The following is a 20,908-nucleotide window of genomic DNA, read 5'->3' as shown; positions in this document are numbered from 1 at the left end:
ATGTCAGCAAATATGATGGACCACCCAAATGAGGGAGTTAAGTGTGTCGTAGATACCTGTAAGTATCATATGGCAGGTGACCACTGTTCAGCTGAACAGATTGTTGTGAGAGCAGTAGATGCTTCTACTTCAAATCAAACTGATTGTGCAACATTTATACCTCAGAGCCGAAAAAGAAAGTAGAATTAATGTGTGATGCATGTATGTTAGCCTATCGGTAAATTCATATATCGGTGGGCTACTTTTAAATATATTTATATTTTGCTGCTACATATTGCAGGCTTTATCTTAAAAATTGAAGCAAGCAATTTATATTTAATCTACGCTGATAGATTTTGTGTGTAAGTTAGAGATTATATAATTAAGGAGGGGTAAAAAATGCAGGCATTTAATGAACTTTACAGAAGATTAGCAAAGGCAGCAGTTGAAAATAGAACAAATGAAGAGGTTAAAAATGCTATTGAGCAAGGCTTTGATTCACATCAGTTAGATTGCTTATTAAATCCGAAGGAATATGCCTCAGTTTGGAAAATATCAGATTGTGATTGCTCTGAGGATTCGAAATGCAGTATATGTACAGTAAAATGTTTATTTGATGCAATAGAAAAAGATGAAAAGGGCAATACAATTATAAACAAGGATTTATGCGTTGGTTGTTCAGAATGTATTGATGAATGCAAGGCGCAAAAGCTTGTAGCCAGCAAGGATATAATACCTGCCTTGGAGGCTGTAAGGAGCCAAAAGGGGCCTGTTTATGCTTTGATTGCACCTGCTTTTATCAGTCAATTCAGTGATAAAGTTACACCGGGCAAGCTTAGAAGTGCTTTTAAAAGTCTTGGTTTTGCCGGAATGGTAGAAGTTGCACTTTTTGCAGATATTCTTACTTTAAAGGAAGCATTGGAATTTGACCGCACTATTGTTAATGAAAAGGATTTTTTGCTGACAAGCTGTTGCTGCCCAATGTGGATTGCCATGCTTCGCAAAATATATAAACAATTCATGCCTCATGTTCCTGGTTCTGTATCGCCAATGGTGGCATGCGGACGTTCAATTAAATTACTTGAGCCTAACTCCATTACTGTGTTTATCGGACCTTGCATAGCTAAAAAATCAGAGGCAAGAGAACCTGATATTGCTGATGCAGTTGATTATGTTCTTACATTTCAAGAAGTACAGGATATTTTTGAATTTGCAAATATAAATCCTGAGAATATGGAAGAGGATTCTCGTGACCATTCCTCAAAGGCAGGAAGAATATATGCTAGAACAGGCGGAGTTAGTGAGGCGGTAGAAAGTACGCTTAAGGGCTTAAATCCTAATCGTAAAATTTCCATTCGAACTCAGCAAGCAAACGGAATTCGTGAGTGTAAGGAAATGCTTAATGCTCTTAAAGAAGGCAATATTACTGCGAATTTTCTTGAGGGAATGGGCTGCGTAGGCGGTTGTGTCGGAGGCCCTAAAGCAATTTTAGACCGTGAAGAAGGCAGGAAAAATGTTAATCAATATGGAAATCAGGCAAACTATGTTACACCAATTGATAATCCTTACGTAATGGATTTGTTGCAGCGTTTGGGCTTTGAATCCGTTGAAAGTCTCCTGGAAAACAGTGATATTTTTACAAGGGATTTTAAATAAGAAATGCAATTTATCAATATAATAGCTTAATAATGGCTTAATAATAGCTTAATAATAGCTTAATAATTAGCTTAATGGATAAGCTTCTTATTGCTAACCGTTTTACTTAGATAAAAATTTATTTGAATTGTGATTTTGGTAGGTTTATTGAAAAATAAAAACAATTTATAGCAATAATAAACTACTTGAATAGTACTCCTGTGCAATATACATCTATTGGATTGCTCACGAAATTGAAGCTGAATTAATTACGGTGAAGAACAAGTACTTCCGCCGACCGTATTACCAAGGCATACTGTCTCGGGTCAATACTCACAGCTACCGACTTCCGCTGTGTCGGCTGCAATACTTGTTTTTTACCTATATTTATATCATCAATTTTTAATTAAGCTTCGCAATTAGATATATATTACACTCGCATACTATTTATTATAATAATAGTTGTAAAATTACATGTAGATTTTCTATGTTCTGCTATTTTATGTGTATTGACAACGCTGCCAATGATATGATATCGTTTGATTTTAGTAGATTATATTATTATTTACAGTTATTTATTATTTTATTAAAAATAATCTTACTATTTCTGTCAAATTTATTTATATTATGAAAGGAAAAGCCATGAATAAGTCAGAAGTATTAGGTAGATGGACAAAAGCAAAGTCCGAGGAACTGTATGGTGTTAAGAATTGGGGGAACGGCTATTTTTCTATTTCTAATAATGGAGAGGTGCTGGTTAATCCATATAAAGACAATGAACAGGCTGCAATCAGCCTTATGGATATAATATCAGGTATTCGTGAACGTGGGCTTGATATGCCTGTGTTGCTACGTTTTGAAAATTTATTGGATTCACAGATATCTCTTTTAAATGAATCCTTTAGAGATGCAATGAACAAATTAAATTATAAAGGGGACTACCGTGGCGTATACCCAATCAAGGTTAATCAGCAGCAGCAAGTAGTTGAAGAAGTGACTAAGTTTGGTCAGCGTTATCACCATGGTCTTGAAGTGGGCAGTAAGGCTGAGTTAGTTGCTGCATTATCTTTAATGAAGGATAAAGAAGCTTGTCTAATTTGCAATGGTTATAAGGATGAGGAATTTATAGATTTAGGCCTTTACTCAGTTAAGATGGGATTTAAGTGTTTCTTTGTTATAGAGACACTTAGTGAGGTTGATATTGTACTGGAACGCTCAAGAAAACTAGGGGTTAAGCCAAACATTGGACTTCGCATAAAGCTTTCTGCAAAGGCAGGAGGACATTGGACTGAATCAGGCGGGGACCGTAGTATTTTTGGTTTGAATATGTCTCAGGTTATAACTGTTGTAGATACATTGAAAAAGGAAAATATGCTGGATTGCCTTAAGCTGCTTCATTATCATTTGGGTTCTCAGATACCAAATATCAGAGATATCCGTTCTGCTGTATTGGAAGCAACTCGCGTTTATGCAGAACTGGTTAAGGAAGGCGCACCTATGGGTTATTTAGATCTTGGGGGTGGACTTGCTGTTGATTATGACGGTTCAAATACAAATTATATAAATAGCCGTAACTACACTGTTGAAGAATATTGTACTGATATTGTTGAGGCTGTTATGACTACTCTTGACTCAAGCGGTGTTGAACACCCTATTATTGTCACAGAGTCGGGTCGTACAACTGTAGCATATTATTCGGTACTTCTATTTAATGTTCTAGATGTTGAAAGGTTTGAGGAGCACAATTTGCCTGACAGTCTTGATGAAAATACTCCAGAGCAAATTAAGAATTTATTTGATGTAAACAAAAGTATTACTCAAAAGAACATTCAAGAGTGTTATAACGATGCTTTATATTATCGTGATGAAATTCGCGACATGTTCAAGCATGGTAAGGTAAGCTTACGTGAGAGAGCATTTTCGGAAAAAATATTCTGGAATACAATTAATCAGATTGCAAAGGAAAAACAAAAGCTTAAGAATTTTCCTCCTGATTTAGAAGATATTGAAAGTGCGATAGCCGACATATATTACTGTAACTTTTCAGTGTTTCAGTCTATTCCAGACAGTTGGGCTATTGACCAGCTATTCCCAATAATGCCGCTTCACCGATTATTGGAATTGCCAAAGAGAAATGCAGTTATTGCAGACATTACTTGTGACTGTGATGGAAAGATTGACCACTTTATTGACCTGCATGATGTTAGAACAACTCTGCCACTGCATGAGTTGAAAAATGGGGATGATTACTATCTAGGAGTGTTCATAGTTGGAGCATATCAGGAAACTCTAGGTGACCTTCACAACCTGTTTGGAGATACAAATGTAGTTAGTGTCAGAATACATCCTGATGGCAGCTATGACCTTGTAAAGGAAATACACGGAGATAGTGTTGCAGACGTTCTTACCTATGTAGAGTATGACCCTAAGGACATGATTGTGAGTTTCCGTGAAAAGGCAGAAAATGCTATACGTGAGGGGCTAATTAGTGCAAGTGATAGGAAAGTAATTATGAAAGCATATGAGAATGGCTTGCGTGGTTACACTTATTATGAGAGGTAGAAAGATTATTATCAACTTATCATTGATAAAGCTGAAAATTTACAAATTGAACTGAGAAATTTGGATAATTAAGAAAAATATTTCATACAAAAAGCAACGTAATGTCTTATTTTGACACACGTTGCTTTTGTATTTTGTAAGATTGAATTAAAGTTGTATATTAATGTAACAAAATATAAACAAAAACATGTATAAAAATATGTATAAAAAGAAAATGCCGATATATTAAAAGAACGGTAAAAAACTGTAGAAAGAATTATCGTGCGTTGTGATTGAGGAACAACAACTTTCTATTTTGTTATAACAGGCTCAGTAAATTTCAAATAAAATTATAATGTGGTAATATTTAAAAAATAAAAAATAATTTAGAAAAAATGTTTGAATTTTGGAAAAATAATGGTATAATGTAATTCCAATAGAATATTATGTGTTTAAAAGGAAGACTTAGTTTTGACAGACATCTGTTAGCTAAGTCTTTCTTTTATTGTTACTTTCAGTCTTTGACAATAGGTTAGCAATCTATGTTGATTTTTAATACAGCATTTTGTATAATCATTAAAGAAAACTTAGCCAATGCTTATTTTGTAAAAGTCGAGGCTGGTCTGCACTTGTGATTTCAAAGATATAGTTTTTGTAATTGTGTTTATTTTTGATGTTTTAGTGCAAAATTAGTATCATAAATATGATTATGGATTAGGAGATAAGGAAATGGGAAAAGCTTTAATTATTGGCGCCGGTGGCGTTGCTAATGTTGTTATTCATAAATGTTGTCAGAACCCAGATGTATTTGAAGAAATCTGTATTGCAAGCAGAACGCTGTCAAAATGCGATGCTATCAAAGCAAAGCTAGACGGTGGAAAAACCAAAATTCAGACTGCTCAAGTAGATGCAGATAACACTGAGATGCTTATAGAACTAATTAAGAAATTCGGACCAGATATCGTAATTAATGTTGCATTGCCATATCAGGATTTGACAATAATGGATGCTTGTCTTGCAACTGGTGTACACTATCTTGATACTGCAAATTATGAGCCGCCTGATGTAGCTAAGTTTGAATATAAATGGCAATGGGCATATAGGGAGAGGTTCGAAAAGGCTGGGATAATAGGACTTTTAGGCAGCGGTTTCGACCCTGGAGTTACAAGTGTTTTCAGCGCATATGCTCAAAAACATTATTTTGATGAAATTCACTATATTGATATTGTTGATGCTAACGCAGGTGACCACGGATACCCATTTGCAACAAATTTCAATCCTGAGATAAATATTCGAGAAATAACTGCAAAGGGCAGCTATTGGGAGAATGGGGAATGGGTAGAAACTGAACCATTAGAGATGAAAAGAGTATATAATTTACCTGAAGTAGGGCCAAAAGATATTTATCTATTGCATCATGAGGAAATAGAATCTTTAGCCCTCAATATAAAAGGAATTAAAAGAATAAGATTTTGGATGACTTTTTCAGAGAAATATCTTACTCATTTGAGGGTTCTTGAAAATGTTGGTATGACTTCAATTGAACCAATTGAATTTGAAGGTCAGAAAATAATACCACTGCAGTTTTTAAAGGCAGTATTGCCTGATCCAGCATCTCTTGGACCTAGAACAAAGGGAAAGACAAATATAGGATGTATTATTCAGGGTATAAAGGATGGAAAGCCAAGAACCTATTATGTTTACAATGTATGTGATCATGAGGAATGCTATAAAGAGGTTGGTTCACAGGCTATATCCTACACTACAGGTGTTCCGGCTATGATTGGTGCGATGATGATATTAAAAGGCATTTGGAATAAACCAGGTGTCCATAATATTGAGGAATTTGATCCTGACCCATTTATGGATGCTTTGAATAAATGTGGATTACCATGGAAAGAGAGTTTTTCACCTGAACTAATTGATTAAAAATAGCAATTGTTAGTAGCTGTTTTAGTACTTTTATATAGCGTTACCAATTAATAAAAGCAGGACTAGAATTTATTTGCATGGATTAGTTATAATTATATAAACAATGCTAATCCATGCAATTATTTTGGCAGCAACACATAAATAAGGTTGTAAAGAGAAATCCAATATTTTGCCGGAGTCGGCCAGGAGGTTAATATTGAATATAGATTTTAGTAGTTTGCCTACACCATGTTATATTGTTGATGAAAGACTTTTGATAAAGAACCTTGAAATATTGAAATCTGTGCAGGACAGGACAGGATGCAGTATTCTTCTTGCTCAGAAAGGCTTTTCCATGTACAGTGTTTATCCATTAATAGGACAGTATCTTAAAGGGGTAACCTCAAGTTCTTTATTTGAGGCTAGACTGGGATATGAGGAAATGGGTAAAGAGGTTCATATATATGCACCTGCATATATAGAAGAGGAATTTGATGAAATCCTCAGATATTGCGACCATATAGTATTCAATTCTTTTAATGAATGGGATAAGTATAAAGAAAAAGTTAAGAATTATAAGACTAAAAAAATAGAATGTGGTATACGTATAAATCCTGAGTATTCTGAAATTGAGACTCACTTATATGATCCCTGCTATAATTCATCAAGACTTGGGGTAACTCTTTCAAATTTTAAAGAGGACAAACTAGAGGGCCTTGATGGACTTCATTTTCACACAATGTGTGAACAAAATTCAGATACTCTCGAAAGAACAATAAAAGTTGTTGATGAGAAGTTTGGCAAGTATATTAAGGATATGAAATGGCTGAATTTTGGAGGAGGACATCATATTACAAGAGTTGACTATGACATTGAATCTTTAATACGCTCAATTTCATATTTCCAAGATAAATATGGTGTAAAAGTTTATTTGGAGCCAGGTGAAGCCATTGCTTTAAATACTGGCTATCTAGTAGCAAAGGTTTTAGACATAGTTGAGAATGGTATGAAAATTGCTATCCTAGACGCGTCTGCGGCTTGTCATATGCCCGATGTATTGGAAATGCCATACAGACCTAATATAATAGATGCTGGGAAGCCAGGTGAATATGATTATTCTTACAGACTTGGAAGCCATACCTGTCTTGCAGGAGATGTTATTGGAGATTATTCATTTAAGAAGCCACTAAGTCCAGGTGATAAGCTTGTTTTTTGCGATATGGCTCATTATACAATGGTAAAGAATAATACTTTTAATGGAATAAATTTACCTGCAATTCTACTGTATAATGAAAAAGATGGAGCAAAAATTATTAAGAAATTTGGATATGAAGATTTTAAATCCAGATTATAATTTAATTACTAAACTTTCTTTAACAAAAATCTATTGACAACAACCATGTAAGTTGAAAAATTATAATTTTGCTGAGAAAGTTGATTCAATTATTTTTACTCAGTTTCTAAATAAGAAAGGTTATCAATTCTAAAATTCAATTCAAACAAATTATGATGCTGTTGCAAAACAGCATTTTTATATGTCGATTTTGTATTGCAACTAATAGTATGAAACAGCAATATATATCTAATTGAGAAACTTGGTTAGAAATTGATGCTAGAAATAATAGGTGAAGAACTAGTACTTCGTCGACACAGCGGAAGTAAAGTAGCTGTGAGTATTGACACGAGACAGTATGCCATGGTAATGCGGTCGGCTGAAGTGCTTGCTCTTCACTTTAATTATTTCAGCGTCAATTTCGGAAGTGAGCAATAGAAATATATTGCACGGGAGTACTAATTAAGCAGTTAACTGTTGATATTTATTATTTCTTGATTTGCAACTGCCCAGTATTTTTATTTCACATATGATGACAATAAAAAATTTAATAAATATAATTATATTTGGTATACTTCCTATGTAATTAGAATATATAATACTATTTCATAAATTTAGAATAATATCATATGTATTATCTTAAGGCATACATTTCTAAGCGCTTTATATGCAGTATTTAAAGGTGTTTTCCGGTTTTGCTCTATGGTGGGAAGACAAATATATAGAAGTATGATTTTACATTTTAAATAGAAAATGTTTATATAATTATGTGACTTTTTTGCCAATAAAATGTAACAAAATTATATGGAATAGTAACTTTTATAAATATAATTAAAAAAAAACTTATGTTATTCTAAACACAAATATAAAAGGAGGCAGGAAAATGAATAAGGTTATAAGAAAATCACTTGCTGCAGTTTTAGCAGCTGCGATGACAGTTTCAATTGTAGGTTGTGGTGGTGAAAAGGTTTCTGAACCAACAAATACTGCAACAGATACTACAGCGCAAGCATCTACACCAGCAACAGGTGAAAAGGTTACTTTTAATTTATGGCATATTCAGACTACAGATCCTATGCCAGCTATCATTGAGGACAGTATGAAACGTTTCTCAGCAGATAATCCAAATTATGAAGTTGTAGTAACTCCAATGCAGAATGATGCTTTCAAACAAAAGCTACAAATAGCAATAAGCTCAAATTCAGCACCAGATATTTTCCCTCACTGGACAGGTGGTCCAATGATAGAATATGTTAATGCTGAAGTAATAGCTGATTTAACATCTTATATGAATGAAAATGACTATAAGGGTCGCTTTATGGATGCTGCTATTAACCAAGTTACATATAATGATAAATTATGGGCTATACCAGTTGAGAACACTTCAGTAGCTATGATGTTCTACAACAAAGATCTATTTGCAAAATATAATCTTCAGGTTCCAAAGACAATTTCAGAACTTGAAAAAGTTGCTGATACATTGAAGTCTAATGGAATTATTCCTTTCTCACTAGCTAATAAGACTCAGTGGACAGGTTCAATGTGGTATTGCTACCTCGTTGATCGTTACGGAAGCGCAGAAGCATTTAATAAGGCTGCTAACCGTACTGGTTCATTTGAAGATGAAGCATTTACTCAGGCTGGTACAAAACTACAGGAATGGGTTAAGAAAGATTACTTCAATAAGGGCTTCAATGGAACAGATGAAGACTCAGGACAATCACGTACACTTTTATATACAGAAAAAGCTGCTATGACACTTATGGGTTCATGGTTCCTTTCAACAGTTGCTGGTGAAAACAAAGAATTCTTAGAGAAGGTTGGTTCATTCCCATTCCCAGCTGTTGAAGGTGGTAAGGGAGATCCTAATGCATGTCTAGGTACTGTTGGTGATAACTTCTATTCAGTAGCTTCAAGCTGCAAAGATGTAGCTGCAGCATTTAAAGCTATTACATATATGATAGACGATACAGCTGCTGCTAAACGTATTGAAGCTGGAAGAATACCACCAATAAAAGGTGTAACTGTTAGCGATCCACGTCTACAAGAAGTTTTAGATGCTGTACAAAAGGCTCCTACAGTTCAGTTATGGTATGACCAGTATCTATCACCTGAGTTAGCTCAGCTTCACAAAGATACATCACAAGCATTATTTGGATTATCAAAGACTCCAGAAGAAGTAAATAAAGAAATGGAAGCACTTGCAGCAAAGAAGTAAAAAATCATTTGAGTCAATTATTGCTGAAACCATATGGAATAGGGTGATTAGAATACTATAAGAATTTTGTAATATGGTTTCAGCAAGTTTGGGATTATTATGAATATTATATTACTCAAATTATATTAATAAATGATTTGACAGTTTATTATGTTAATTGACTTAGTAAAATAGAAATGATTACCTCCAAATAATTGGTTGGGTGCTTATGCGCGCATCATAAGTGTCCAATCAATTATTTTATCCAATACCCTATTACAATTTTAGTTCAGCTAAGATTATGAGTATTGTAATGAAATAGGGCAAATGGATAAATGATTCTTAGATTAAAAGGTCAATTTAATACTTGGATATCATATATCGGGAGATGATATTTCAAGTACTAATTACAACTTATAATCAGAATATTTACAAATCTATAATATAGGAAGGAAAATAAAAATGAACGCTGCACGCTCACTGTCATACAACAAAAAAAGAAATACTGCTATTGTATCAACTGTGTTTCTCGTTCCAGTATTCTTCTTTATCACAGTTTTTATTATTTATCCTATAGCTGATTCATTTTGGTTAAGCCTTCATGAATGGAATGGTATCAGCTCCAATAGAAACTTTATTGGTTTAGAAAATTGGAAAGTTCTACTAACTGATAGTGTTTTTTATAAGGCATTTTTTAATAATATTATTATTGTAATTCTATCAATAATAATACAGCTGCCAATAGCTATGGCAATTGCTTTTTTCCTAGATGTTGGCGGAAAGAAGCTGAACATTCTTAAAATGATATATTTCTTACCAATGCTTATGTCATCAGTTGCTGTTGGATTCTTATTCAGATATGCTTATGATCCGCAGTTTGGAATAATTAGTGCTATTGACACTTTATTTGGTGGCGAAGGTATGGTTGACCTGCTAGGTAATACTACATATGCTATATATGCAGTAATCGCTGTTATATGTTGGCAGTTCATTCCGTTTTATATGGTATATTTTTTAGCTGGATTAAGTTCAATACCTGTTGAATTATATGAAGCTGCTATTATTGATGGAGCAACACGTGGTCAATATTTCTGGAAAATTGCACTTCCTAGCATGAAAGGTACTATAAAGAGTGCCGCAGTATTATCACTAGTTGGTTCATTAAAATACTTTGATTTGATTTATGTTATGACTCAAGGTGGACCTAATGGTGCTACAGAGTTAATGGCTACTTACATGTATAAAAATGCTTTTCAGATTATGAAAATGGGATATGGATCTACTGTAGCGTCAGCAATGTTTATTATAATTACTGCTATCGCATTATTGACTCTTAAGGCCATAAACGGAAAAGAGGAGGCTTAATGAGATGAAAAAGAAAAAAATTACCATCGGAAAAATTATAGCAGGAATACTTGCAATTGTTTGGTTATTTGTAACTGGAGCACCTTTTTATTTTATGGTTGCATCAGCTTTTAAAGAGCAGTTTGAGTTGTTTACATCTGGAGTGTTTGCAATGCCAAAGGGATTTTATTTGGATAACTTAAAGGAAGTTATAGAAAGTAATTTCCCAAGCTACTTACTTAATAGTTTAACGGTAGTTGCAATTTCGCTTGTATTAATCTTAATTACAGCCTCATTTGCATCTTATCCCTTTTCCAGATTTAAGTTTAAGCTTAATAAACCATTATTTGCTGTTGTAGTAGCAGCTATGGCAGTACCTATACATGTAACATTATTACCAGTATTTCAATTGACACAGAAAATTGGACTTTATGACAGTATAGCTGCATTGATTGGTCCATATGTTGCATTTAACCTCCCTATTTCTGTTTTTATTCTAACCAGCTTTATGGCAGAAATTCCAAATGAACTTGAGGAATCAGCGGAAATAGATGGTTGCGGTAAGTTTAGAACATTTTTTAATATAATTCTTCCGTTATCTAAGCCGGGGTTAGCTACTCTTGCAATTTATAACAGTGTAAATATGTGGAATGAATTCAGCTTTGCACTTGTATTAACTCAGTCACCTAAAAGCAGAACATTACCACTTTCTATATGGGAGTATCAAGGACAGTATCAAGCTAACATACCATTGATAATGGCTGTTTTGACATTCAGTGCTATACCAATGATTATTGCATTTGCAATAGGACAAGATAAATTAATAAAAGGTATGATGGCTGGAGCTGTAAAGGGCTAATTTTGTAATATAAAAGACAATATGATGAGGCAAGAAATCAATCCCCACTTCAATAAGTTGGGGACACCACTTTGAATATTAGACGGTGAGATTATCTCCCGCTTTGCTTACTCACCTAAATTAAATGAAACTTTATTACAGTGAAAATATTATTGAAAATATTGTAATGAAAATTTCAGTTTAGTTTAGGTGTCATATAATTTAAAAATTGGAAAGTTATTAGACATAGTATATAATATATGTATCCTATGTCTAAATTTTTTTAGATTATAGAACTTTTATGTTTTACGAGTAATACAAAGGCAATTGTAGTACTAAACTTAAATTACGTGTTGTAGAATAATTTCTAGATAAAATGATTCCAATATTTAGGGATTGAAAAGTGAAATATCTACTTTTTTGCTATTCTTGGATGTGGAATAAATGCGAGGATTTTGATTGTGAGTTAGCAGTTCTTTGCAGCAAACAATATAATTCGCTTTTGTATATTAATATATATCTTAAAATTTGAGCAAAGCTGATTTTCTTTCTTAGGTTATGTGTGAAAACGTTTATTTTGACTTGTATAAGAGTTCTAAGACTTAGGTAATTAGTAATCCTTTAGTAATAGAATTTTTTTGTGAATCTAAATATAAAGCGCGGAGGTTTACATGAGAAAAGCACTAAAATCCCTTTTTGCTTTTTTGCTATTGATAACTTGTACCGGTTGTTTTTATAATGGGCATAATATGGATGTGCAGAAACGTCAAAAAAAACAATTAACTTTGTATACCATTCAGGGAGATTCAGCCGTTAATCTTGTGATAGACGATTCTATAATGCGGTTTGAACAAAACAATACTGATTATCAAGTAATTCAAGAGAAAATACCAAATGATCTTTATAAGAATAAGTTATCAGTATGTGTAGCTACTAACCAAATGCCAGATGTTTTTCCTACATGGTCAGGAGGTACACTAAATGAGTATATTAGTATTGGTGAAATTGTTAATCTAGAGAAATATATGCTGCAAGACAATTATAGTTCAAGATTCAATGAAAAAGCTTTAAAAATGGTTACAGATGAAAATGGTATATGGGCAGTTCCTGTTGAAAATATGTCAATTGCACTTATTTTTTATAATAAAGACATATTTAACGCTTTGAATATTACTCCTCCAGATACATATGAACAACTACTAGAAGTTATTACCAAGTTAAAGAGAAATGGGTATATTCCATTTGCATTAGCTAATAGAACGGCGTGGACAGGCTCAATGTTCTATATGTACTTTGTGGACAGATTGGGTGGACCATCTATATTTGATAATGCAGCAAATAGAAAAGACGGAGGCTCATTTAGCGACAAAGCTTTTGTTAAAGCTGGTGAAATGGTACAGCAATTAGTTAATATGGGAGCATTTCCAGAAGGATTTAATTGGATGGATGAGGATGCAGGTGATGCACGTGACCTAATGTATAATAACTCTGCTGCTATGATGTTAGCAGGAAGTTGGTTTTTAAGCACATTAAAATACGAAAAACCTGAGTTTTTGGATAAAGTAGGGGTATTTCCGTTCCCAGCTATTGAAGGGGGGAAGGGTGATGCAAGAAATACAATTGGTACATTAGGAGACAACTATTATGCAATAGCAAATTCCTGTGCCCATAAAGACGAGGCTTTTCAGCTTATAAAATATTTAATTGATGATATAGCTGTAGAGAAGAGAATTGCTGCAGGTAAGATACCTCCTGTTAATGATCTTAAAATAACAGATCCGCTAACAAATAAAATATTAGAGTATATAAACCAATCTCCAAATGTTCAATTTTGGTATGATCAATATCTTCCTTTAAAACTGTCAGATGCACATTTGTCATTAACTAGGCAGATATTTGGCGGTGAGGACCCCAAAGCTGCTGCTGAGGCCATGGAAGAGGTTGCAAAACAATATTACTCAAACTAATGTGTGATAGTTATACTTTAATTATTTACTAAAGTTGTTGTGGAGGTTAGAATGAAAAACAGGTTACTGCAATCAGCAAGGATTAATATAAAGAAAATGCCATTTAGATTTAAACTTACATACTATCTTGTTATAACAATTTGTATAACTGTTTTAATAGTATTTGCATGTTCATATATCGTAACCAGTCGTTCTATAAAGCAGCAAGCAAAAGATATGACCATGCTGCAGCTTGAACAGAACACATTAAATCTTCAAAATTTTTTAAATCAGATTGAAAGAACACCTGATAGTTTTGTAACTGATAAAAGCCTGCAGGAGTATCTTTCAATGCGTGCTGAAAACACAATGGAGTTTACTAACATTGTTGATGATGTTTATCAGACAATGTCAAATGTATTTGAATCAAAAGATAACCTTTTCTACATATATCTTTATAAAGCTATGGATGACAAAATACTATATTTAGGGCCAACAAAGGCAGGAAGAAATGCTGATTATTCAAATGTGAGGAGATATCTTTCCAATGAAAATATTACTGGAAGCCCAATTAAGGTCAGTTTCCGAAAGGATCCTATTAATAACAGCAAATACACTTTTGCAATTTACCAGCCAATATTTGATAAGTATAAAATAAAAAAGCCAATAGGTATGCTTTGTTTATCTGTTACAGAGGAAACGCTTACAAGGTTTTATTCTCATGGAAATACTAATCTTCCTCTTGAAACCTTTATTATTAATAGTAATGGAACAATTGTTTCTCATAATGATAAAAGTAAAATATCAACTGACGCAAATCTAAAAAAAATATTAAATAAGCAAGACGGCTCAATTGAGATAGATGGAAAGCTTGTTATGTATAAATACTTTGAAGATTGGGATTGGTATGTAGTAGGAACACTTCCACTAAGCTATATACTCAGAGATAACAATGTTCTTCTAGTTATTATACTATTTATTGTACTTTTAACTGTTATAGTTGCAATATTTATATCATTTATTTTTAGTAAAAGACTTTTAAGGCCCTTTGATGAATTGATTTATAGAATGTCTATGGTTTCAAATGGAGACTTTACTACACGTATTGAGTTATCGCCCTATGGATATGATTTTAGTCAGGTTTCAGATGGGTTCAATATAATGGTGGAGCAGATTAAGGTATTAATGGAAAAGATTTATGATGAACAGAGGCAACTAAAGGAAATAGAATTTAAAGCACTTCAAGCTCAAATAAATCCTCATTTTTTATATAATACGTTGGAATCAATACACTGGCAAGCACTTCTTGGAGGGAATTATGATATTTCCACAATGGTAAAAGCTCTAGCTGGTTTTTATCGGATAAGCTTAAGTGGTGGCGAAGACATTATCCCATTAAAAAATGAAGCAGAGCATGTTGAAAATTATATGACTATACAGGAGATTCGATATAAGGACAAAATGGAAAGCTATATTGATATTCCAGAAGAATTTAATGATGTAAAAATACCTAAAATGACTCTGCAGCCTTTAGTTGAAAACGCAATTTATCATGGCTTGAAGGAAAAGCCAGTAAAGGGTTTTATTAAGATAACTGCTATAAAGGATGAGGAAGATTTAATTGTAAAAGTTATCGATAACGGTGTAGGCATGTCTGAAAGTCAAATTAGTAATTTAAATAAAACTCTTGAGGATAATGAATCAAGTACTGGGGGATATGGTGTGAGAAATGTTCATCGCAGAATTAAACTGTTTTTTGGTGAACCATATGGAATTTTTTATGAAAGCAATGAATATGGAGGCGTTACAGCAAATGTAAGGCTCCATATGAAAACATAATTGAAATGGTTGGTGATATTTTTTGTTAAAGGTTTTAATTGTTGATGATGAAATCATAATTCGAAATGGACTACATAGAATAATTGAATGGGAAAAATTAGGAATAGGAAAAATCCTAACGGCTTCCTGCGGTAAGGAGGCATTGGAGATTGCCCGCGTTGAAAAACCTGATATAATGCTTACTGATATTTGTATGCCAGAAATGGACGGTTTGGAAATGACAAGACTTATGCTTGAAATGCTCCCAAAGCTAAAGGTTATTGTCTTAACGGGATATGATGACTTTAAGTATGCCCAAAAAAGTTGTTCTCTTGGTGTTAAAGATTTTATACTAAAGCCTGTTGATGAAAACAAGTTAACAAAATCTATCAGTCAGCAGATAGAAAATATAAAAAGTGAGATGCAGTCTACGTTAAATGATAATATTATTAACAGAAAGAAAATGATTGATAGCCAGCGGGAAATTGAAAAGTCTCTTTTAGAACTTACAGAAAAAGCTGCAAATCATATAGAGACAGTAAATATAAAAGAGAAGCTGGCATTTGATGATGATTGTGATTATCAGGTGGCATTAATTAGACCTGAAATATCTTATGACAGTGTGTGGCGTCAGCACAAAAATTTGCTTATGATATCCATTAAGAACTTTATAATTGATATGGTGGATAGTAAAAACTTAGGATGGACATTTCAAAATCGAAGTGGAGATATTGTCATAATTTTTTATGTATGTCCGCAATATGAAGACACTAGTGAGCAAATTTCAAAGCTTCAGGAGATAATTAATGTTGAGTTTGATGTTTCTCTAAGAGTTGGAATAGGCTCTGTAGTTTCTAATATGTCAGAGATTACATTTTCTTATAATCAGGCAAATGAAAATTGTAAGCAATATAATTTAGAAAATGACAAGAACACTGCAGCTAGTGTACATGAAGCATATGTAATTATTGATAATAAGTTATTGTATTATAAAGAAAAAATTCTTGAGAATGTAAATGATGCAGATAGCGTAAAGAAATATTTAAAAAAATATATTAACGAAGTTAGAACATCAGAAAATAATAAAAACAGTGCTGAACAAAAATTTTATGATTTGGCAGCAGCTTTTTATTGGGAATACCTAAAAACTACTGGGAATCCCGCAGATGGCAGGCTGGAAACATTTATTTCTACATTGCAAAGTAACAATATAGAAAATTGCAGTGCATTTACTGAAATGTTTATAATGAAGCTAATGTATTCTAATAAAAAGCAGATGCATGAAATAGTTGAAGCGGCTACAGAATACATAAATCAACATTTTAGTGAGGACTTAACTGTATTTACCTTAGCAGAACAGTTTCACGTAGCACGAAACTATTTTTCAAGACTTTTTAAGAAGGAAATGGGAGAGGGCTGTAATGAATATATTACTCGTAAACGTATTGAAAAGGCAAAGCAGCTATTAACAGATTCAAGACTTAAAACATATGAAATAGCTGAACAAATAGGATATCACGATACAAATTATTTCTCATTGGCATTTAAAAAAAATACAGGTCTGTCACCAAAAGAATTCAGAGATAAGGTAAATAATCAGGAGTAGTAAAAGCTAGTATATAAGATATTGTATTAATTAAGGAATTATGCCCCAAATATATAAACTGATATAGCAAGGAGTTTTGCATAGCTGGTATATCTCTCCTGGTTTTAAATTGGTTCTTTTGGAAGTTCAGAGCAGATGGAGCTGTTAATACATTATTAAGCTGCCAATAAAAAAGTAATCAACTTAAAAGAAAGTGGGCGCTAAGAAAGGAATTGGCTAATACCATGAAAAGTATTTTTTACTATATGACTGATATAGGACAAATTGGCATAGCAGAAGAGGCTGGCAGTATAACAAATATTTTTTTTGAAGCTGATATATCTTTGAATCAGGGGAAAGCTTTACTTAAGCATAAATATGAAAAGCGAGAACAGTATAATTATATAAATAACTATAGCATAAAGGAAACAGACCTGCTAAGGGAGGCAAACCGCCAGCTATATGAATATTTCCAGGGTAAGCGCCAAGTATTTAATCTTCCTTTAGCGCCAGAGGGAACTCCTTTTATGAAAAATGTATGGAAATGCCTATGTGATATACCTTACGGTGAAACAAGAAGCTATAAGGAAATAGCAATAGCTGCTGGCAATGAAAAAGCAAGTCGAGCAGTAGGTAATGCAAATAATAGAAATCCAATTCCTATATTTATTCCATGCCATAGAGTTATTGGTTCAGATGGGAGGCTAATTGGATATCGTAATGGACTGCCAACAAAAAAGCTATTATTGGAGATAGAGAAAAAGTATGTAAATAATTAAATATGGATTATCTTAAAAAATAGTTCCATTATCTTTATTGGGGATTATACCAATTAGGATGATGGAACTTTTTTATATAATAGAATTTTTTGATTTAAATTGGGCATTATACTATAAAGTTTAAATTTAAAATTAACAGGAATAATTAAGAAAATAAAAAATAAATTATAGAATATAGGAGGGAAGAAACTCATGCTCCTACTCTTAAGTGAGTAAGCATATGCAGGGCATGAATAAAATTATGAGAAAATTTGAAGGAACTCAAAGGATAGGATTAAAGGATAAGGATACTAAAAAGGTTATAGCAGTATATCCCAAAAAGCCTGAAGGAACTGATGCTCAGGTTGAAAAGAGTGTTAAGGATTGGTACTATACAACAAGCTGTTCTGCTGAGAGTGTTTTGGAAAATGCATTTGTTGATAAAATATCTAAGGATGAGTTAAAGGAATATGAAAATTCAGTTGGAAAAGTAGAATAAATGAATAGAACATTTTGCGTGTATAAGTCTATCGGTGTGGGAATTTAAGGTGTGGGAATTTAAATGGTTAGCTTACAAAGTATTGTCTTATTTATATGAAATTTGAATTAATTTATATATAAGTTCTCACACCTACATTTTTACATGGTGAGAGTTAATATATTTGCATAAATTGAAATGGCTTGATATGGAGGTAGTTTTAATAATAGGTAGCTTAGTGCTTTTTATAATTTTTGTAATTGGTTTGTTTGCATTAATATCTATAAAGGAAGAGGCGTTAACTATGTCAAAATTGAGAAACATATATTTATATCTAGTAAGCTTTGTTTCACTAATGATGATACTAATTGGATTGATTTTTACAGTACAGAATATTACTGATGTCCTATTTCCTACAAATTATTATTATGAGGCATATCCTATTCAGAAGACTCCTTCTATGACTGAAGAAGAATTTAAGAGATATGAAGAAGAGCAGAAAATAAATGAGTATAATCAAAAAATGAACTATAATAACCAATTAATAAATAGTAAAAAAAATGTAGCAAAGTCTATTGCTGTTGTAATAGTTGCATTACCAACCTTCGCTTACCACTGGAGAAAGATAGAGAAGGAAAAAAAGGAGCAAGCTTTAAAAGAAGAATAACTGGAATTGATGCTAGAAATAATAAGGGAAAAACAAGTATTATAGCCGACATAGCGGAAGTAAAGTAGCTGTAAGTATTAACTCAGGATACCTTGGTAATACGGTCGTCAAAAGTGTTTGTTCTTCACCGTAATTATTTCAGCGCTAATTTCGGGAGCAAGCAATAGATATATTGCACGGGAGTATTATATAAGCAGATTATTATAGATATATATTATTTCTTGTTTTACAACAGACCATAGTAGAATTAACTATTCTTCACCCACAAATTCAAGCAAATATATTAATCTAAGTACCGCCTTAAGTGAATAAAATAATAATTTATATTTATACTATATATAAATTGAATTTGTTTTTATAAGCACACAATAAAATTTTTGGAGTGATAATAATGGGTAAAATAATGGGAAAAAACAAGAAAAATAGAAATACAAAAAGCAAACTACAAGATGGTGCTTTCCCATCAAAGAATATAAAACATAACCCACAAGCTGAAAGTGCTAGAGCGGTGTTTGGAAAAGAGACAGAAAAAACAGATTAATGAATTTTAAAAAAAAGACAGAGATTTTATAACTCTGTCTTTTCTATTAGTATATAAAAACAGGATATAAACTAAGGATATATACAAGTCAAAGAACGACAAAATATTATTAAATAAGACAAAAAATTAATTTTGCTGGACTTATTTTTATTAGTGTGATAAAATTAAATTGTTAAATAAATAACGATGTTTGTTATTTTTTTAATATATTCGTTTAATTATATGAATGCTAAATTTTAAGCTGAGATTTAATTAAAGCTACAACTTTCGCAGCTAAATCTCTCTCATCGATAGACTTTTATGTGCGAAAGTTCATTTAAAACATTTTATGTATCTTTTTTAGGATAGTTGGAAGTAGTAGTTGTTAGCAAATATTAACATTATCGTAGCTCAGATAGGATAGGAGGCTTATTATGAATTCAAAGAATTTATTTGATTTAAAGGGTAAAGTAGCTGTAGTAACTGGAGCTTCATCAGGACTAGGTGTACAGATGGCCAAAGCATTAGCGGGTCAAGGTGCTGATATTGCAATACTAGCCAGACGTAAAGAAAAATTGGATAAGGTAGCAGATGAATTAAGAGAATTAGGTGTTAAATGTTTATCAATACAATGTGATGTCACAGATATTGCATCAATTAAATCTGCAGTTGCAGCTGTAAAAGCTGAATATGGTAAAGCTGATATATTGATTAACAATGCAGGCTCAGGTGGTGTTGGCCCAGCTGAAGAAACTACAGATGATGATTGGAGTTATACAATTTCAGTTGATTTGGATGGTGTATTCAAGATAGCTCGTGAGTTTGGCAAACTTATGATTGAAAATAAATATGGACGTATTATAAATATATCATCAATGTATGGTATGGTTGGAAATATGGCATTACCTGCTGCAGCATATCATGCTGCTAAGGGAGGCGTAGTGAATTTAACCAGAGCATTAGCAGCGGAATGGGCTAAGCATAATATAACTGTAAATTGTTTATGCCCGGGATATTTTGCTACTGAGTTAACTGTTGATACTTTAAATACAGAGTACTTCACAAACTATATGAAGGCCAGTGTTCCTGTTGGAAGATATGGGAATGAGGGAGAGTTAGATACTGCTACTTTATTTTTAGCATCAGAAAACTCTGCCTATGTAACAGGTGTAATTCTTCCTGTTGATGGTGGATATACATGTGTTTAAGGTGGCTTATGATAGAGTATATTTAATACTTGTATATGCTACTTACCAACTTTTTATTGTGTAAATTATGACTACTAACTACACAGTGCAATTGTCGGTAATTTAATTTAACATTTAAGCATTTTAAAAGAGGTTACAGCTTTTTAGCAA

General features: G+C 32.7%; 16 protein-coding genes. All 16 read left to right on the top strand.

What is annotated here, in order from left to right; translation table 11 throughout:
* Nucleotides 1-183: a DUF1540 domain-containing protein gene (locus EHE19_RS14020; protein WP_137696742.1), complete on the top strand. Its 183-nt coding sequence runs from the start codon at nt 1-3 to the stop codon at nt 181-183.
* A gap of 195 nt (nt 184-378) precedes the next feature.
* Complete coding sequence (locus EHE19_RS14015; RefSeq protein ID WP_137696741.1) at nt 379-1,635, top strand: [Fe-Fe] hydrogenase large subunit C-terminal domain-containing protein; 1,257 nt, start codon at nt 379-381, stop codon at nt 1,633-1,635.
* 621 nt (nt 1,636-2,256) lie between these two features.
* Complete coding sequence (speA, locus tag EHE19_RS14010; RefSeq protein ID WP_137696740.1) at nt 2,257-4,176, top strand: biosynthetic arginine decarboxylase; 1,920 nt, start codon at nt 2,257-2,259, stop codon at nt 4,174-4,176.
* A 708-nt stretch (nt 4,177-4,884) separates the two neighbouring features.
* Nucleotides 4,885-6,084: a saccharopine dehydrogenase family protein gene (locus EHE19_RS14005; protein ID WP_137696739.1), complete on the top strand. Its 1,200-nt coding sequence runs from the start codon at nt 4,885-4,887 to the stop codon at nt 6,082-6,084.
* A gap of 199 nt (nt 6,085-6,283) precedes the next feature.
* Nucleotides 6,284-7,420 carry a carboxynorspermidine decarboxylase gene (nspC, locus tag EHE19_RS14000; protein ID WP_137696738.1) on the top strand — a complete coding sequence of 379 codons (1,137 nt, stop codon included), beginning with the start codon at nt 6,284-6,286 and terminating at the stop codon, nt 7,418-7,420.
* 862 nt (nt 7,421-8,282) lie between these two features.
* The gene (locus EHE19_RS13995; RefSeq protein ID WP_137696737.1) at nt 8,283-9,617 is read left to right on the top strand and encodes an extracellular solute-binding protein; all 1,335 of its coding nucleotides are present in this window, start codon (nt 8,283-8,285) and stop codon (nt 9,615-9,617) included.
* Nucleotides 9,618-10,058: 441 nt separating this feature from the next.
* Nucleotides 10,059-10,961, top strand: a complete 903-nt coding sequence (locus tag EHE19_RS13990; protein ID WP_137696736.1) for a carbohydrate ABC transporter permease — start codon at nt 10,059-10,061, stop codon at nt 10,959-10,961.
* Between the two features lie 4 nt (nt 10,962-10,965).
* A complete protein-coding gene (locus tag EHE19_RS13985; protein WP_137696735.1) occupies nt 10,966-11,799 on the top strand; it encodes a carbohydrate ABC transporter permease in 834 nt (277 codons plus the stop codon).
* A 650-nt stretch (nt 11,800-12,449) separates the two neighbouring features.
* On the top strand, nt 12,450-13,745 hold the full coding sequence (locus tag EHE19_RS13980) for an extracellular solute-binding protein (protein WP_137696734.1): 1,296 nt from the start codon (nt 12,450-12,452) through the stop codon (nt 13,743-13,745).
* A 51-nt stretch (nt 13,746-13,796) separates the two neighbouring features.
* The gene (locus tag EHE19_RS13975; protein WP_137696733.1) at nt 13,797-15,563 is read left to right on the top strand and encodes a sensor histidine kinase; all 1,767 of its coding nucleotides are present in this window, start codon (nt 13,797-13,799) and stop codon (nt 15,561-15,563) included.
* Nucleotides 15,564-15,585: 22 nt separating this feature from the next.
* Nucleotides 15,586-17,148 carry a response regulator gene (locus EHE19_RS13970; protein WP_137696732.1) on the top strand — a complete coding sequence of 521 codons (1,563 nt, stop codon included), beginning with the start codon at nt 15,586-15,588 and terminating at the stop codon, nt 17,146-17,148.
* Between the two features lie 224 nt (nt 17,149-17,372).
* Nucleotides 17,373-17,906, top strand: coding sequence for a methylated-DNA--[protein]-cysteine S-methyltransferase (locus EHE19_RS13965; protein WP_137696731.1), 534 nt, complete (start codon nt 17,373-17,375; stop codon nt 17,904-17,906).
* A gap of 229 nt (nt 17,907-18,135) precedes the next feature.
* Nucleotides 18,136-18,384, top strand: coding sequence for a hypothetical protein (locus EHE19_RS13960; RefSeq protein ID WP_244648247.1), 249 nt, complete (start codon nt 18,136-18,138; stop codon nt 18,382-18,384).
* A 163-nt stretch (nt 18,385-18,547) separates the two neighbouring features.
* Complete coding sequence (locus EHE19_RS13955) at nt 18,548-19,030, top strand: hypothetical protein (RefSeq protein WP_137696730.1); 483 nt, start codon at nt 18,548-18,550, stop codon at nt 19,028-19,030.
* Nucleotides 19,031-19,433: 403 nt separating this feature from the next.
* Entirely contained in the window at nt 19,434-19,571 is a 138-nt protein-coding gene (locus tag EHE19_RS13950; protein ID WP_280513976.1) for a CPC_1213 family protein, read from the top strand.
* A gap of 413 nt (nt 19,572-19,984) precedes the next feature.
* Complete coding sequence (locus EHE19_RS13945) at nt 19,985-20,758, top strand: SDR family NAD(P)-dependent oxidoreductase (RefSeq protein ID WP_137696729.1); 774 nt, start codon at nt 19,985-19,987, stop codon at nt 20,756-20,758.
* The last annotated feature ends 150 nt before the right edge of the window (nt 20,759-20,908 follow it).

This window comes from Ruminiclostridium herbifermentans (assembly GCF_005473905.2).
In the GTDB taxonomy this organism is placed as follows: Bacteria; Bacillota; Clostridia; order Acetivibrionales; family DSM-1351; genus Ruminiclostridium; species Ruminiclostridium herbifermentans.
Note: the sequence above shows the minus strand (reverse complement) of the source record. Positions and strands in the feature narration are given on the sequence as shown.